The 13,411-nt window shown below is 67.1% G+C and carries 16 protein-coding genes; 10 read left to right on the forward strand and 6 right to left on the reverse strand.

Annotated elements, in window-relative coordinates; genetic code table 11:
* Window positions 1–37: 37 nt before the first annotated feature.
* The 4 genes from ACIP5Y_RS20620 to ACIP5Y_RS20635 are packed head-to-tail and all read left to right on the forward strand — an operon-like array spanning window position 38 to window position 3,941.
* On the forward strand, window positions 38–2,590 hold the full coding sequence (locus tag ACIP5Y_RS20620; RefSeq protein WP_400351858.1) for a nitrate- and nitrite sensing domain-containing protein: 2,553 nt from the start codon (window positions 38–40) through the stop codon (window positions 2,588–2,590).
* Window positions 2,568–2,993: a roadblock/LC7 domain-containing protein gene (locus tag ACIP5Y_RS20625; RefSeq protein WP_397009675.1), complete on the forward strand. Its 426-nt coding sequence runs from the start codon at window positions 2,568–2,570 to the stop codon at window positions 2,991–2,993. Before ACIP5Y_RS20620 ends, ACIP5Y_RS20625 begins: the two co-directional genes overlap by 23 nt.
* Entirely contained in the window at window positions 2,993–3,370 is a 378-nt protein-coding gene (locus tag ACIP5Y_RS20630) for a DUF742 domain-containing protein (RefSeq protein WP_400353827.1), read from the forward strand. Before ACIP5Y_RS20625 ends, ACIP5Y_RS20630 begins: the two co-directional genes overlap by 1 nt.
* Window positions 3,351–3,941 (forward strand): GTP-binding protein, encoded by a 591-nt coding sequence (locus ACIP5Y_RS20635; protein WP_400351859.1) that lies wholly within the window; start codon window positions 3,351–3,353, stop codon window positions 3,939–3,941. Before ACIP5Y_RS20630 ends, ACIP5Y_RS20635 begins: the two co-directional genes overlap by 20 nt.
* Window positions 3,942–4,011: 70 nt before the next feature.
* Here the strand turns inward: ACIP5Y_RS20635 and ACIP5Y_RS20640 are convergent, their stop codons facing one another.
* Together ACIP5Y_RS20640 and ACIP5Y_RS20645 are read right to left on the reverse strand one after the other, a co-directional pair.
* Window positions 4,012–4,836, reverse strand: a complete 825-nt coding sequence (locus ACIP5Y_RS20640) for a G1 family glutamic endopeptidase (protein WP_400351860.1) — start codon at window positions 4,834–4,836, stop codon at window positions 4,012–4,014.
* Between the two features lie 59 nt (window positions 4,837–4,895).
* Window positions 4,896–5,483 carry a maleylpyruvate isomerase family mycothiol-dependent enzyme gene (locus tag ACIP5Y_RS20645; RefSeq protein WP_400353829.1) on the reverse strand — a complete coding sequence of 196 codons (588 nt, stop codon included), beginning with the start codon at window positions 5,481–5,483 and terminating at the stop codon, window positions 4,896–4,898.
* A gap of 168 nt (window positions 5,484–5,651) precedes the next feature.
* On the opposite strand from ACIP5Y_RS20645, the gene ACIP5Y_RS20650 reads away from it, so the two are divergent.
* Together ACIP5Y_RS20650 and ACIP5Y_RS20655 are read left to right on the forward strand one after the other, a co-directional pair.
* Window positions 5,652–5,951 carry a hypothetical protein gene (locus ACIP5Y_RS20650; protein WP_400351861.1) on the forward strand — a complete coding sequence of 100 codons (300 nt, stop codon included), beginning with the start codon at window positions 5,652–5,654 and terminating at the stop codon, window positions 5,949–5,951.
* Window positions 5,948–6,346 carry a hypothetical protein gene (locus ACIP5Y_RS20655; RefSeq protein WP_400351862.1) on the forward strand — a complete coding sequence of 133 codons (399 nt, stop codon included), beginning with the start codon at window positions 5,948–5,950 and terminating at the stop codon, window positions 6,344–6,346. The genes ACIP5Y_RS20650 and ACIP5Y_RS20655 overlap by 4 nt, the downstream gene beginning before the upstream one ends.
* 150 nt (window positions 6,347–6,496) lie before the next feature.
* On the opposite strand, the gene mtnC is transcribed toward ACIP5Y_RS20655, so the two are convergent.
* Genes mtnC through mtnA form a run of 3 tightly spaced genes read right to left on the reverse strand, consistent with a single transcriptional unit; the run spans window position 6,497 to window position 9,440 of the window.
* Window positions 6,497–7,180, reverse strand: coding sequence for an acireductone synthase (gene mtnC / locus ACIP5Y_RS20660; RefSeq protein WP_400351863.1), 684 nt, complete (start codon window positions 7,178–7,180; stop codon window positions 6,497–6,499).
* Window positions 7,177–7,752, reverse strand: coding sequence for a 1,2-dihydroxy-3-keto-5-methylthiopentene dioxygenase (locus ACIP5Y_RS20665; protein WP_400351864.1), 576 nt, complete (start codon window positions 7,750–7,752; stop codon window positions 7,177–7,179). Before ACIP5Y_RS20665 ends, mtnC begins: the two co-directional genes overlap by 4 nt.
* Before the next feature lie 20 nt (window positions 7,753–7,772).
* Window positions 7,773–9,440, reverse strand: coding sequence for an S-methyl-5-thioribose-1-phosphate isomerase (mtnA, locus tag ACIP5Y_RS20670; RefSeq protein WP_400351865.1), 1,668 nt, complete (start codon window positions 9,438–9,440; stop codon window positions 7,773–7,775).
* Between the two features lie 340 nt (window positions 9,441–9,780).
* Here mtnA and ACIP5Y_RS20675 point away from each other — a divergent pair, with 340 nt between their 5' ends.
* From ACIP5Y_RS20675 to ACIP5Y_RS20690, 4 genes are all read left to right on the forward strand, one after another.
* A complete protein-coding gene (locus tag ACIP5Y_RS20675) occupies window positions 9,781–10,062 on the forward strand; it encodes a hypothetical protein (RefSeq protein WP_397009705.1) in 282 nt (93 codons plus the stop codon).
* Window positions 10,059–10,472 (forward strand): hypothetical protein, encoded by a 414-nt coding sequence (locus tag ACIP5Y_RS20680; RefSeq protein ID WP_397009707.1) that lies wholly within the window; start codon window positions 10,059–10,061, stop codon window positions 10,470–10,472. The genes ACIP5Y_RS20675 and ACIP5Y_RS20680 overlap by 4 nt, the downstream gene beginning before the upstream one ends.
* Before the next feature lie 61 nt (window positions 10,473–10,533).
* Window positions 10,534–11,376, forward strand: a complete 843-nt coding sequence (locus ACIP5Y_RS20685) for an alpha/beta fold hydrolase (RefSeq protein WP_400351866.1) — start codon at window positions 10,534–10,536, stop codon at window positions 11,374–11,376.
* Window positions 11,376–12,143 (forward strand): MerR family transcriptional regulator, encoded by a 768-nt coding sequence (locus tag ACIP5Y_RS20690; RefSeq protein WP_400351867.1) that lies wholly within the window; start codon window positions 11,376–11,378, stop codon window positions 12,141–12,143. Before ACIP5Y_RS20685 ends, ACIP5Y_RS20690 begins: the two co-directional genes overlap by 1 nt.
* Before the next feature lie 9 nt (window positions 12,144–12,152).
* On the opposite strand, the gene ACIP5Y_RS20695 is transcribed toward ACIP5Y_RS20690, so the two are convergent.
* A complete protein-coding gene (locus tag ACIP5Y_RS20695; protein ID WP_400351868.1) occupies window positions 12,153–13,397 on the reverse strand; it encodes a KasA/KasB family beta-ketoacyl-ACP synthase in 1,245 nt (414 codons plus the stop codon).
* Between the last annotated feature and the right edge of the window lie 14 nt (window positions 13,398–13,411).

Below are 13,411 nucleotides of genomic sequence, written 5' to 3' on the forward strand. Positions count from 1 at the left end.
TTCGGCAAATTGGTTGTGAACCCGTTACATTGTGCCGATGTTCAGAGCGAGGCTCGGGGTCCGGACCCGTGTTCTTGCCATCGCACTCGTCCCGAGCCTCGCACTGCTCGTGATCGGTGTGGGTGGCGCGGGATACCTGGTGGTGGAGGGCACACACGCACGAGATTGGGCGAATGCGCTCACCGCCGCCACACCGCTCTCCAAGGAGTTGGTGAGCGCGACCCAGCAGGAACGCCAGCTCACCATGGACCAGCTGGCCGGGGACGACCCGAACCCGAAGGGCCTGGCGCAGGCCCGTTTGCGCCTCGATGCCGCCCTGCGCGGCATGGCGTCGACCACCCAGCAGATGAACGATCTGGGCCCGCAGGGCGTCACCGGCGACGTCGGCGGCTTCCTCACCCTGAGCAAGTCGCTGGCCGCGGTGCGCACCCAGGTCGACGGCAACGCGCTGCCCGTCTCGGATGCCTACAACTTCTACGGTCACCTGCTCGACCTCATCTCCGTCGGCACCCGCGCCGTGGAGACCACCGCGCCCAACCCCGACATCGCCATGCAGACCGCCGACACCCTGCTGCTGGTGTCCGCCTCCGAAATGCTCTCCCGCGCCGCGGCTCTGGCCGAGGTACTGATCAACGGCGGCACCCTGCCGCCGGACCTGGCGGTCGAGTTCACCCGGGTGATCGGCGCCTACCGCGTCAATATGGGCAATATGGCCGGCGCCGACAATGGCGACGCCGCGGCGCAGGCGCTGGTCAAGAACGCGGACTGGCTGAAGCTCATCGGCATGGAGAACACGCTGATGGCCCGCGCGCTGGATCCGATCACCCAGGCGCCGCCGAAAGCCGGAACCACGGCAACCGTTGCGCCACTGACCTTCACGCCGCAGGAATGGACCGACACGGTCACCAAGGTCAACGACGCGCTCCTCGACCTGTGGGACACGAAGAGCAAGGACTCGCTGGCCACCGCCCGTAACGTGGCCGACGACAATGCCCGCAACTCCGCGCTCGCCGGCGGCGGCATGCTCGTCGTCGCCATCGGCGCCTTCCTGGTCTCGCTGGTACTGGCGAACCGGATCATCCGCCGCCTCAAGCGCCTCCGTGACCAGACCCTCATCCTCGCCGACGAGAGTCTGCCCGCGATGATGACGAAACTGCGCGAGGGCCAGCCGGTCGACCCCGAGACCGAGGCCGCCGTGCTCGACTTCGGCACCGACGAAATCGGCCAGGTGGCAAAGGCTTTCACGCACGCCCACGCCGCCGCCGTGACCGCCGCCATCACCGAGGCCCGCACTCGGGAAGGCGTCAAGGCAGTCTTCCTCAATATCGCCCACCGCAGCCAGGTCGTGGTGCACCGCCAGCTCGAGGTGCTCGACGAGGCCGAGTCCAAGCAGGAGGATCCGGCGCTGCTGGAGATCTTCTTCCGGCTCGACCACCTCGCCACCCGCGAACGCCGCAACGCCGAGAACCTGATCATTCTCGCCGGCGGTCAGCCCGGCCGGCAGTGGCGCAATCCCGTGCAGCTGGTCGAGGTCGTGCGCTCGGGTGTCGGTGAGGCCCTGGACTACACGCGCGTCAAGATCGCCCGGCTACCCGAGATGGCCGTCGCCGGCAGCGCCGTCGCCGACCTCGTGCACCTCGTCGCCGAACTCGTCGACAATGCCGCCCACTTCTCGCCCCCGCAGTCGCAGGTCGAGGTGCGCGGCAATGTGGTCGGCAAGGGCGTCGCCATCGAGATCATCGACCAGGGCATGGGCATGCCCGAGGCCGAACTCGCCCGCATCAACGACATGCTGCGCAACCCACCGGACTTCGGCGTCAGCACGCTGTCCGAGGACTCCCGCCTGGGCATGTTCGTGGTCGCCCAGCTGGCGGTGCGGAACGGCATCTCGGTGCGACTGGCCGAATCCGATTACGGCGGCGTGCGCGCCATCGTCCTGGTGCCCTCGGGCCTCATGGTCCCCGCGGGCCGCACCGGCGAAATGCCGGTGGTGACACGACAACTGGACCGGATGCCGGAGCTCGAGCCGAGCCCCGCCCTGCCGGAACTGCAAGCCCCCCTGCCCACCTACCATCCACCGACCTCCAGGTTCGACACCTCGACCGGGATTGCCGTGCACCACAACGAACAACCGGCCGAGCAGCTGCCGCCGTCCTTCCAGTCGCAGCCCCTGCTGCCCTCGTTCCAGTCGCAGCCGCTACCGCCCTACGAACCGCCCACCGAGCCGCGCCACTCGCGTCCGGAACCGGTTTTCCCCGCCCGCCAGGAACCACCGGCGCCGCCGGCCTCGGAAAACGGCTTCCGGCCTCGCGAATTCGGGAGAGCCCATTACACTGGCTCCGACGCCCGGCCCGCGCTCCCGCGTAGGCGCCGGCAGGCAAGTCTCGCACCGGAATTGGCGCAGGACCAGACGGTCACCGAATCGTCGGACCAGCCCACCCGCTCGGCCGAGCAGGCCCGAGACCTTTTCTCCGCCATCGAAAACGGAACCAGGCAGGGCCGCCGAGCCGAACCCGGTTCGTTCGCGCCTGAGTCACAGGCATTCTCGGACAGACAGGAAGGCGACGGTGACCACCTCAAACGCTGGTGATCTCAACTGGCTACTCGACGATCTGGTCGACCGGCTCGCGGGTGTTCGTCATGCGGTGGTGCACTCCACCGACGGACTGCTGCTGGGTCGATCCTCGGGCATGAGCCGGGAGGACGCCGAACACTTCGGCGCCATGTCCTCCACGCTCTACGGGCTGGCGCGCAGTGCGGGCAGCCGTTTCGACGGCGGCGGCGTACGCCAGGCGGTCATCGAACTCGAACGCGCAGTACTCTTCGTGACCGCCGCCGGAAGTCACGCCTGCCTCGCCCTGCAAGCCAATGAACAGGCCAATCTCGGCATGGTCGCCTACGAGATGAACCTGACCGTGCAACGTGTCGGCACCTACCTGTCCACCACCCCGCGCCATCACCTGGCCGGACAGGTCAACCCCCGATTGTCATGATGCCGCGGCCGGGGGAACAGCAGTGGTTCGACGATGCCGCAGGCCCGCTCGTGCGTCCCTACGCACGGACCGGCGGCCGGACCATGGGAGCGGGACACGATCTGGACATGCTCACAGTGGTGGTGGTGCCGAATATGGCCCCGCCGCTGCGACGTGTCGAACCGGAGTACGCCGACATCGTGCGGTTGTGCCGGTTGCCGCTGTCCGTGGCGGAGGTTTCGGCCGCCATGCGACTGCCATTGGCCGTCACGAAAATCCTTGTCGGCGACCTGATCTCCGACAATATCCTCAAGTTCCGGGCACCGGCCTCGCCCGAGGCGGCGCCCAGTGACCTCAACATTTTGCGAGCGGTACTCGATGGCATCCGAAAACTTTGATACCCAGCACATGGCCGCCTCGGTGAAAATTCTCATCGCGGGCGGCTTCGGTGTCGGCAAGACGACCATGGTGTCGGCGATCAGTGAGATCACTCCGCTGCGCACCGAAGAACTCATCACCGAACTCTCCGCGGGCGTGGACGATCTACGCGGCGTGGAAGGCAAGACCACCACCACGGTCGCCCTCGACTTCGGACGCATCACCATCGACCGGAACCTGGTCCTCTACCTGTTCGGTACACCCGGACAGGACCGATTCTGGTTCCTGTGGGACGAATTGGCGCGTGGTGCGCTGGGCGCGGTCGTACTCGCCGATACCCGGCGGCTCGACGGCTCGTTCGCGGCCATCGACTTCTTCGAACGCCGCAATGTCGCCTTCACGGTGGCGGTCAACTGCTTCGAAGGCGCACCCCTCTACACCCCGTCCGAAGTGCGCGACGCACTCGACCTGGACGAGCGCATTCCGGTCCTGCTCTGCGATGCGCGAGATCGCGGATCATCCAAGAACGTGCTCATGACCCTGGTGGAATACCTCATCGAGCGCGCGGCAGGCGCGGCCGCAGTGGGCTGATCACCCACTCCCCCAGCCGAATTCGGGCCCGCTCCCCACGAGGGAACGGGCCCGAATCGTCTTTGCGGGATCAGGGCGACGGGACAGTGAACGACTTGTCGTTCAGCGCGCCCGGCGCGATGTTCGGACCCTCGATATTGAACGTGTGGGTCTCATACGCGCCGAACGGCTTTCCATCAGCGGTCACATCGGTAAAAGTCACCGGGCTGTACCCGGGGACGTTGTACGGAATCGATTCCAGGACGGTCAGCGCACCGGTCGGGACCACCGAACTGTGGAAGGTCGCACCGTACTTCCACCCCTTCGTGGTGTTCGCGACGATCAACCGGTAGGACGAGCTGCCGTCCCAGGTCACGGTCGCCTCGATCGCGTCACCGGGGTCGGTGGCCGGGGTGCCCCACATCGTGTCCGGAACATTCGCATCCAGATCCGGTTCCCCCGCTTGATTATCGAAGGACGGAGTCTCGAAGAACCCCATCGGATGCGCGACGCCATCCTGGCAAACCGTGACGGTGCCGGTCTGGATAAGGGTGCGGTCCGTAGGGCCATTCATGCCGACCATCCCGATCCAGGTGGCCACATGGGGAACGAACGTCGTCCCGATCACCCCATCCGGTTGCGCCGCCATCCCCGGAATCTTCAAGATCGACGACCCGGTCTGCACGGTGTTCGACAGTCCCCCGATGGCCCCCTCCAACGAGGACGGGCAGTTGACGGAAGGCTGCGTCCAATGCGCGCTGAGCACGGAGAACGACGGTGCCACAGCACCGTAACCGCTGTAGACATTGGGCCCCGGCGACAACAACGGCGCCGGCGCATCGGCATGCGCCGGCGCCGCGAGACCGCCGATAGAGCAGGTGAGCAGGGCAAGACCGAGGCCCGCGAATCGATTCACGATCGCAGACTATGCGCTTTCCCCCTGAGCGCCAACGACTCCCGCTCCACGTGTCCCGATCACCCCCGCGGAACCGGCTTACGACCCGTGACGATCAACAGGATGTCCTTCGCAGGCAACGTCACCACCCGCCCGGACCCGACCCGCACATCCGCATCCTCCGCCCGGAACTCGATCCCCGAGAAATCGGCGCCGAAGAAGGCCAGGTTCTTAGGAGTGGAATTGGCCAGCACCAGCGCGATCCGCTCCGCCGGAGCCGACGCGAGCCCGAGCGGCTCGGTGATATCCAGCCCATGAACCACATCATGGCTCAACGCACCCGCAGGCCCACCTCCCGGCGGATTCCACGGTGTCCGAACATTATCGGCAAGCGATTGCAGCAACTCCCCTTCACTGAACCTCCCCGCATCCCGCCGAGCAGCCCGATCCGCATACCGATCGAACGAAAACCCGGCCCGCGCAAACCCGGCAAAAAACGCCGCCGCCCCGGTCCGGTACTGCAACGTAATGTGCGCGACGACCTCAGCCACCCGCCACCCCGCACACAGCGAGTCGGCATGCCACTGCTCACCCGTCAGCCCACCCAGCACCTCCACCAGCCGAGCCCGCTCAGCAAAGGTCTGTTCCCGAAGCTCTTCCACAGTCATCCAGAGCGCCCTTCGCCGCAGGAACGTTTCACTCCTTATTACGTGAGGTATTTGCCAAACTAATCGCACCACGCGGTCGCATGGTTCGGTCTGTGCCGTTCTATTGCTGTCCGGCTCTGTTGCATCGGTATCTGGCCGCTGACTCGGAAGCTCACGTAAGATGACGTCATGACATCATCGAACTTCCCGCTGCGTGGGCTCAGCGAAACGGACAAGTACCTGCTGCAGCGCGCTGCCGCACAGGCGGGGATGTCACAGAACCAATACGCGCTCAGCCGTCTACGCGCCGCCCTCGACACCGACCTGCCGGGTGCGCGCCACGCCTACGAACACCGTGACGAGTTTGCTGAACGCGCCATGCGCCGCCTAGGTATCGACCCTGAGTCGCCCGAATTCGCCAAGAACCAGGTGGAAGCCCGTGCTGTGCTCGCGCGCGCCGACCAGCTGCGTAGAGGAGAGACTGCGTGAGTGCTGCTGCCGGAATCATCCTTCTCGACAGCACTACCCTCACCGCCTACGAACGCGACCTCACCCGCCGCGCGCAGACCATCGTCCTCGACGCCGTGCTCGATGGCCGGCTGGTGCTGACCACCGCTCTGTCGGTAACCGCGGCCGCCGCCGAACTCGGCCACGATGCGCGGGAGCTGTCATTCCTGCTCAACGACCCCGAAAGCCCGCTGACTGTGCTGACGTTGGGCGAGAGCGCGCTCGACATCGGTTCGGCCGCTACCGAACCGACACTCATCGGTGTGGAGACCGCAGCCGTCGTGCACGAAGCGCGTGCGGTGAGTGCCATTGTGTTCACGTACGAGCCGAAGCTTTATCACGGGCAACCAGTTGATGTGGTCGACATGCGGCCTTGACCCCGGGCTATGCCGGAGCGGTGGCGGTGCCTGCAATATTGCGTTGAATGGCAATCTAATCGGCGCGCAGCGTGCCGACGCCGGGGAGACACGGAAGGACTCGGGAGGGCCGCGCTGTGCGGCATCGCGAGTCCTTCCGTAGCGGAGGGGCTAGTTCGGTTCGGCGTCTGCGAAGTCGCTGATCCAGCGGTGTGGGGGGCGGGGGGTGTTGGGCTCGCCGGGGCGGGTGACGCCGAGGGCGTGCCAGCCTGCGGCTACGGCTGCGTCTACTTCGTCGGGGTGGTCGGAGAGGAAGAGGATGTTGTCGGCGGGGACGCCGATGGCGCCGGCGATCTTCTCGTAGGAGGAGGGCTCGCGTTTGGGGCCTGCCGTGGAGAGGTCGAAGTGGCCGCTGATCAGTGGGGAGAGGTCGCCGTCGCGGGCGAAGGCGAACCAATCCTTTTGGTTGCGGACCGAACCCGAGGAGTAGATGTAGAGCTCCAGGCCGGCGTCTCGCCAGGCGCGGAGGACCGGCGGGACGTCGGGGAAGAATTCGCCGTGGAGGGCGCCGTTGCGGAAGCCCTCGGCGCAGATGATGCCTTGGGCCGCCTTGAGGGGTTCGGATTTCACGTCGGTGTTGAGCCAGTTGATGAGGATCTCGGCTACGCGGGCGGCGTCGGCTTCGGGCTCGCCGGCCTGGGCGCGGGTGGCCTCGATGATGGGATCGGCTGGGCCGTCCTGGTTTTCGGTCAGCCAGCCGGGGAGGCGGTCGCGGGTGTAGCCGTAGAGGTCCTCGCGGACGGAACTGGTCGGGCTGGTGGTGCCCTCGATGTCGAGGACGACAGCTTTGATCATGCCGCGGTCAGCTCGTCGAGGGTCGGGAAGCCGCCGGAGATCTTGTCGCCGGTGAAGTCGCCGATCCAGCCGTCCTCCTCCTCGAAGAAGCGGACGGCGACGAATTCGGGGCGGGTGCCCATGTCGAACCAGTGCAGGGTGCCCGCGGGCACCGACACCAGATCGCCCGCGGTGCACACCGTGGCCAGCACCTCATCACCCAGGTGCAGGTAGAAGCAGCCCTGGCCGTGCGCGAAGAAACGGACCTCGTCCTCCGCGTGGCGGTGCTCGTCGAGGAACTTGGTGCGCGCGGCCACGGCCTTGGCGGGCCACTCCGGATCGTCGTCGGACGGGTGGATACGGGCCACGTCGATGAACTTGTAGCGGCCGTCGCCATTGAGTTCACCGATGCGCGACTGGTACTCGGCCAGCAGGTCCTCGGTGCTGGTGTCACCGGACAGGCCCGCCAGCAGCGGCCACCGCTCGAAGGTGATGCCGCGCTTGTTCAGTTCGGCGGCGATCACCGCGTCATCGCTGGTGCGCAGCTTGACGTCGGCGGCGTCGCGGTCGGACATGATCTGCAGCAAGGTCATCGGAAGGATCCTCCTCGGATCTAGTTGTCGCCCAACGGAATTTCACGCCGCCCGGTCAGAGTCGTCAATTCGCACATGGCCTCGAGGCATTCGGCGCGATCCCGCGCCTGCGCCAGATTCGCACCCCATGCGGTGATCCCGTGGCCCGCGATGAACAGCACGGGCGGCGCATCCGGATGCTCGACCAGGTACTTCTCGATATCGACGCCGATCTGCGGCACGTCGGCATGGTTCGGGAACACCGGAATGTCGATCACATCCGGGCGCTCCCCGCCCAAGCCCTTGATCAGCTCGTAGCCCGCGAAACGCGTGGTGTGCACGCCGCCTTCGAACTCACGGATCGACAGCGCGGTGGAATGCGGCGGATGCACGTGCACCACGGCCTGCGCGCCCCGCGTGCGGTACACGGCGGTGTGGATCGTGGTCTCCGCCGAGGGCCGGCGCGAATCCTCGCGCACGGGCCGGGAATCCGCCACGGCCACCGTGACCATGTCCCGCGCGCCGAGCTCACCCTTGGACAGGCCGCTGGCTGTGATCACGGCCGCATCGCCCTGCCGCACCGAGATATTGCCGGCAGTGCCGGGCATCCAGCCGTTCGCGTACAGTCCGCGCGCAATGGCCGCGATCTCCGCACCCGCCGATGCCGTATCAGCGGCAACCGCATCGGTGCTCTCGGCCGCCGACCGGGCCACGGCCGGATCGCGCAGCACACCGAACTCGGTGACGACCGCGGTGACCAGCTCGGGCGGGGTCACATCGAAGGCCGGATTGAAGGTCTGCGTCCCCTCGGGAGCCGTTGCCACACCACCGAATCCGGTGACTTCGGCGGCGGCCCGCTGTTCGACGACGATGTCCCCGCCCCGCGCGGTGGTGATATCGCGGGTCGACTCGGGCGCGACCACGATGAACGGTATTCCATGATGCTTGGCCGCAATCGCCAGCATGTAGGTGCCGATCTTGTTGGCGACCGAACCATCGGCGGTGATGCGGTCCGCGCCCACGATGACCGCGTCCACCTGCTCCGTGCCCATCGCCCAGGCCGCGGCCGAATCGATGGTGAGCCGGTGCGGCACACCGGCTTCCGCCATCTCCCACGCGGTCAGCCGGGCGCCCTGCAGCAGCGGCCGGGTCTCGTCCACGATCACCTCGGCGACCTTGCCACGCTGATGCAACACCCGAATAGCGCCGATGGCGGTCCCCCATGCGGTAGTCGCCAACCGCCCGGTATTGCAATGCGTGAGCAGCCGCAGCGGCCGGTCACCGCACAACTGCTGCAGCAGATCCGCGGTATGCGTGGCGGCCGCCAGATTCACGCGGCCGTCCTCGGCCAGCAGTTCCAGCGCCTCGTCCTCCATGGCCTGCACACCCTCGGACAGCTTCCCCAGCGTCCGCTGCACACCCCACGCCAGATTCACCGCAGTAGGCCGGGCCGCCGCGATCCGCGCGGCCTCGGTCTCGACCTGCGCGGTATCCAGCACACCGTCGACGGTCGCTGCCCGCGCCGCGATCACCACACCGAACGCTCCCGACACGCCGATCGCCGGCGCGCCCCGTACGGCCAATGTCTTGATGGCATCGATGACCTCGTCGACCGTCGTGATCCGCAGCTCCCGCAGTTCGTGCGGCAACGCGCGCTGATCGATGGTGACCAGCACACCGTCGGCCCACGCGATCGAACTCTGATCCATCTACAACTGTCCTCTGGGTCGGCAAACACGGCAGGCCCGCTCGCAGGCGGGCACAAATCAAAGGTATCGAACCCCGCCAACCCCGCGACCGGCAGGTTTCGGATCACCCGAATCCGAATCCTCGACGTGACCTCCGGGATGTCCGAGTGCGCCCGGTGAGATCCGTTCTCGATTTTCGGCGGTGTCCGGACGGGCCGGCCGAATGCCGCGGATCTGGCGGCGGCGCACACCTTCGCGGAAGGTCTGCGTGCCAGGATCGATACCGCGTCGTGAGCGGCCCGGTGGAGATCGCCGCGCGGTCACCTCGGCGTTTCGGGTATGTACGGGTTAGTATCCCGGTATGGCTCGACAGCGTCGCACCCGCAAGATAACCGTGACGATGCCGGAGGAGATCGCCGCCACCCTCGATGATTGGCGCGACAGTGGCCGCATCGAGTCCGTCTCGGCGTTCGTCGCCGAATCCGTGCGCGTCCGCGTGAACAGAGCCGAATCGCTGGCCCGGCTCGAGACCGTGTTCGGTGGCCGCCCGCCACTGGACCTCATCAACCGCGCCCGAGCCGTGCAAGGCTTGCCACCCTTATCCGATGAGGAGGCGCCCGGCGACCACGCCGGCGCGGCATGACCCTCGCCGGCGCGACGCTGGGTGGCGTCGTCTTCGATACAGCCGCGCTGACCGCCTGGGCCCACCGCGTGGCATACGTGCAATCGGTTGTGTGGGCGACTGCGGATGCCGGCCACACCATCGTCGTCCCCGCCACCGCCCTGGCCGCGGCCCGCGCCCTGATTCCGGTGGGCCGCCTCGACATCCTCTCGGTGCTGCTGGATCTTCCGAATACGGTTATCCAGCCGCTGGATCGGCCCGCCAGTGATCAGCTGGGTGCGGCCCTGGCCGACCGCCCCGACGCGGACGCTTTGATCCCCGCCGGTCATGCCACCATCGAGGCGGTGAGCCGCGACTGGCCCTGCCTCACCGACCGCCCCGACACCCTCCGCAAACTCGACCCCCGCGTGCAGACCGACAAACTCCCTTGATACGCACGGCGTTTCGTTCCGGCTTGACCTGACGCAGCGTCAACCTCGGAGCATGGCAGGCATGACTACGACAACGACTCGGTTCGAGGTCCACCACGACGGTGTCACCATCCCGGTGTCCCGCGGTGGCCGGGGGCGACCGCTGATCTTGTGCCCCGGACTGAGTTCGAGCCAGGCCGATCTGCACGAACTGATCGTGCTGCTGCGCCGCGACCACGATGTGCTGACCTTCGACCTGCGCGGTCATGGGCTCAGCTCGGCCGCCGAGCGCTACACCTTCGACGCGTTTCTCGGCGATCTCATCGCCGTGATGGCGGATCTGCCACGCCTCGAACTGCTTTCACCGCCGGTGCTCGTGGGCTACTCATTGGGCGCGGACCTGGCCGTGCACTATGCGGCCGAACATCCGGACAGCGTCGCCGAGCTGGTGCTCATCGACGGGGCGAATCCCGTACCGGAACCGTTTCTCACCGAGGCAGACCTGCCGGAGTTCCGCGCGATGTGGGAGTCCCTCGCGGTATGGAACGAAGCGGCCGAAGGCACCGTACGTCAGGTGCTGCTCGGTGCGCAGCAGATCCTCGACCTGAATATCGAAGTGGATGCGGTGCGGTCCCGAATCCTCGATCGGTACCGCGAGATCGACTGTCCGATCAGCATGATCATGTCTGCCGCGATGGCGAGTGGAGGTGGTGATGAGCGTGCAGAGTGGCGTGATCGGAACTGGCGTGCGGGGATCGAGCGGCTCGTTCGCGAGCATCCGCACATCGTCACCACCTGGGTCGATGCCGACCATCGACTGGTCTCCACCCACGCACCGGAAGTCGCCCGCATCATCCGCAGCGTGAAACATCCAGTGATTCAGCATGTTTCGCTGACGGACCGGAGTTCCGGAAGACCGGCTTGATGCTGACCATCGGCGAGCTGGCGGCGTATGCCGGGGTGACGGTGCGCGCGGTGCGGCACTATCACGCGAAAGGGCTGCTGCCGGAACCGGAACGGGATCGGTCGGGCTATCGGAGATACGACGCCGGCGCGGTGGTCGAGCTGATCAAGATCCGGACCCTCGCCCAGGCCGGGGTGCGGCTGGTGCGCGTGCGAGAACTGTTGCGGGCCGGCGAGCAGGAGTTCGCCACGGCGATCGCGGAGGTCGACCAGCGGTTGCGGGCCGAAATCCGGGAGCGGCAGCGACATCGCGAGCGGATCGCACGACTCGCCGCCGGCGACAATCTGGCCTTGCCGCCGGAGGTGGTCGAGTTCCTCGACCGGCTGCGCGCCCTCGGGGTCGACGAGCGGATCGTCCGCGTCGAAGGCGAGGGGTGGATTCCGCTGGCGGCGCACTCACCCGAGCGGGTCTCCGAATGGATGGCACGCAAGCGGGAACAGATCGCCGACCCCCGGTTCCTCGACTTCTATCTCACCCTCGGCCAGGCTCTGGACCGGACGGAGGACGACCCGCGACTGCTCGAGGTGGCGGACCGGTTGGCCGACTACATCACGCAGGTCGCCGACGAGCAGGGCGAGGACTACATCGACGACGCCGATATCGAGGCGCCCTTCGTGGAGTTGCTGGATGCCTTGGTATTCGCCGCCGCGCCGCCCGCTCGACGCCTGATCGAGCTGTTGCGGCAGCGCGGATGGACCGGTTGGAGCAAGCTCGAACGCGTGCGATGAACGCCGCGGTTAGGCCCGGCCGAGGGCGACGGTCACATTGTGGCCGCCGAATCCGAACGAGTTGCTCAGCGCGTAGTCCGGATGCTGGTGACGTGGCTTGTCGGCCACCACATCCAGTTCCGTATCGGGGTCGCCGTGCTCGAAATTCAAGGTGGGAGGCACGATCTGCGCGCTGAGGGTGCGCAGGGTCAGGATCGCCTCCAGCGCGCCGACGGCTCCGATGGAATGGCCGAGCGCCGACTTCGGTGCGTACACAGAGGCATCCGGGCAGACGGCCATGATCGCCTTCGCCTCGGAGGCGTCGCCGATCTGCGTTCCGGTGGCGTGCGCATTGACATGTTCGATGTCCGCTCCCGAAAGACCCGCGGTGGCAATGGCTTTACGCATGGCGCGCGCCGCGCCGTCGCCATCGGGGGCGGTGCCGGTGATGTGGTATCCGTCCGAGGTGATGCCCGCGCCCAGCACCCGGCCGTAGATGTGCGCGCCGCGCGCCCGCGCATGCTCTTCCGATTCGAGCACCAGCATGGCGCCGGCCTCGCCGAACACGAACCCGTCGCGATCCCGGTCGAAAGGCCGTGAGGCGCGCTCGGGTTCATCGTTGCGGGTGCTCATGGCGCGCATCATGGCGAAGCTGGCGATGGGTACCGCGTCGATATGACCTTCGACGCCGCCCGCGACGACCATATCGGCCTCGCCGGTAGCGATGAGCCGCCAGCCGTGCGCGATGGCTTCGGAGCCGGAGGCGCAGGCCGAAACCGGTGCGTACACGCCGCCTTTCGCGCCGACGTCGAGTCCGATGGTGGCTGCCGAGCCGTTCGGCATCACCATGGGTACGGTCATCGGCGGTACCTTGCGGTACCCGCCCGCTCGCATCACGTCCACCGCGTGCATCAGTGCTTCCGCGCCGCCGAGTCCGGTGCCCACCGCCACGGCCAGGCGTTCGGCTTCCACATCGGGGGTTCCCGCGTCCCGCCAGACCTTGCGCCCGAGCACGAGTGCGAGCTGCTGCACGAAGGACATCCGCCGCTGTTCGATCCGGGTGAGTTGTTCGGCGGGCTGGGACACCAGTCGCCCGCCGATGCGCACCGGCAGGTCGTTCTCGCTCACGAAATCGTCGGTGAGCGGCCCGATTCCACTGTCCCCGGCCAGCAGGCGATCCCAGGTCGTGTCGAGGTCGGCGCCCAGGCAGGTGGTGGCCGCCATGGCGGTGACCACTACGGACCGCCGAGTTTCTGTACCAGTTGTTACAGCCATGCCGATATGGATAC

It is taken from the genome of Nocardia sp. NPDC088792 (genome assembly GCF_044750615.1).
Classification (GTDB): domain Bacteria; phylum Actinomycetota; class Actinomycetes; order Mycobacteriales; family Mycobacteriaceae; genus Nocardia.

Bases quoted from the DNA above. Each gene is read 5' to 3' on its own strand.
- ACIP5Y_RS20620 (WP_400351858.1), top strand. From the start codon at position 38: ATGTTCAGAGCGAGGCTCGGGGTCCGGACCCGTGTTCTTGCCATCGCA.
- ACIP5Y_RS20630 (WP_400353827.1), top strand. From the start codon at position 2,993: ATGCCGCGGCCGGGGGAACAGCAGTGGTTCGACGATGCCGCAGGCCCG.
- ACIP5Y_RS20635 (WP_400351859.1), top strand. From the start codon at position 3,351: ATGGCATCCGAAAACTTTGATACCCAGCACATGGCCGCCTCGGTGAAA.
- ACIP5Y_RS20645 (WP_400353829.1), bottom strand. From the start codon at position 5,483: ATGACTGTGGAAGAGCTTCGGGAACAGACCTTTGCTGAGCGGGCTCGG.
- ACIP5Y_RS20650 (WP_400351861.1), top strand. From the start codon at position 5,652: ATGACATCATCGAACTTCCCGCTGCGTGGGCTCAGCGAAACGGACAAG.
- mtnC (WP_400351863.1), bottom strand. From the start codon at position 7,180: ATGATCAAAGCTGTCGTCCTCGACATCGAGGGCACCACCAGCCCGACC.
- ACIP5Y_RS20665 (WP_400351864.1), bottom strand. From the start codon at position 7,752: ATGACCTTGCTGCAGATCATGTCCGACCGCGACGCCGCCGACGTCAAG.
- mtnA (WP_400351865.1), bottom strand. From the start codon at position 9,440: ATGGATCAGAGTTCGATCGCGTGGGCCGACGGTGTGCTGGTCACCATC.
- ACIP5Y_RS20675 (WP_397009705.1), top strand. From the start codon at position 9,781: ATGGCTCGACAGCGTCGCACCCGCAAGATAACCGTGACGATGCCGGAG.
- ACIP5Y_RS20680 (WP_397009707.1), top strand. From the start codon at position 10,059: ATGACCCTCGCCGGCGCGACGCTGGGTGGCGTCGTCTTCGATACAGCC.
- ACIP5Y_RS20685 (WP_400351866.1), top strand. From the start codon at position 10,534: ATGACTACGACAACGACTCGGTTCGAGGTCCACCACGACGGTGTCACC.
- ACIP5Y_RS20690 (WP_400351867.1), top strand. From the start codon at position 11,376: ATGCTGACCATCGGCGAGCTGGCGGCGTATGCCGGGGTGACGGTGCGC.
- ACIP5Y_RS20695 (WP_400351868.1), bottom strand. From the start codon at position 13,397: ATGGCTGTAACAACTGGTACAGAAACTCGGCGGTCCGTAGTGGTCACC.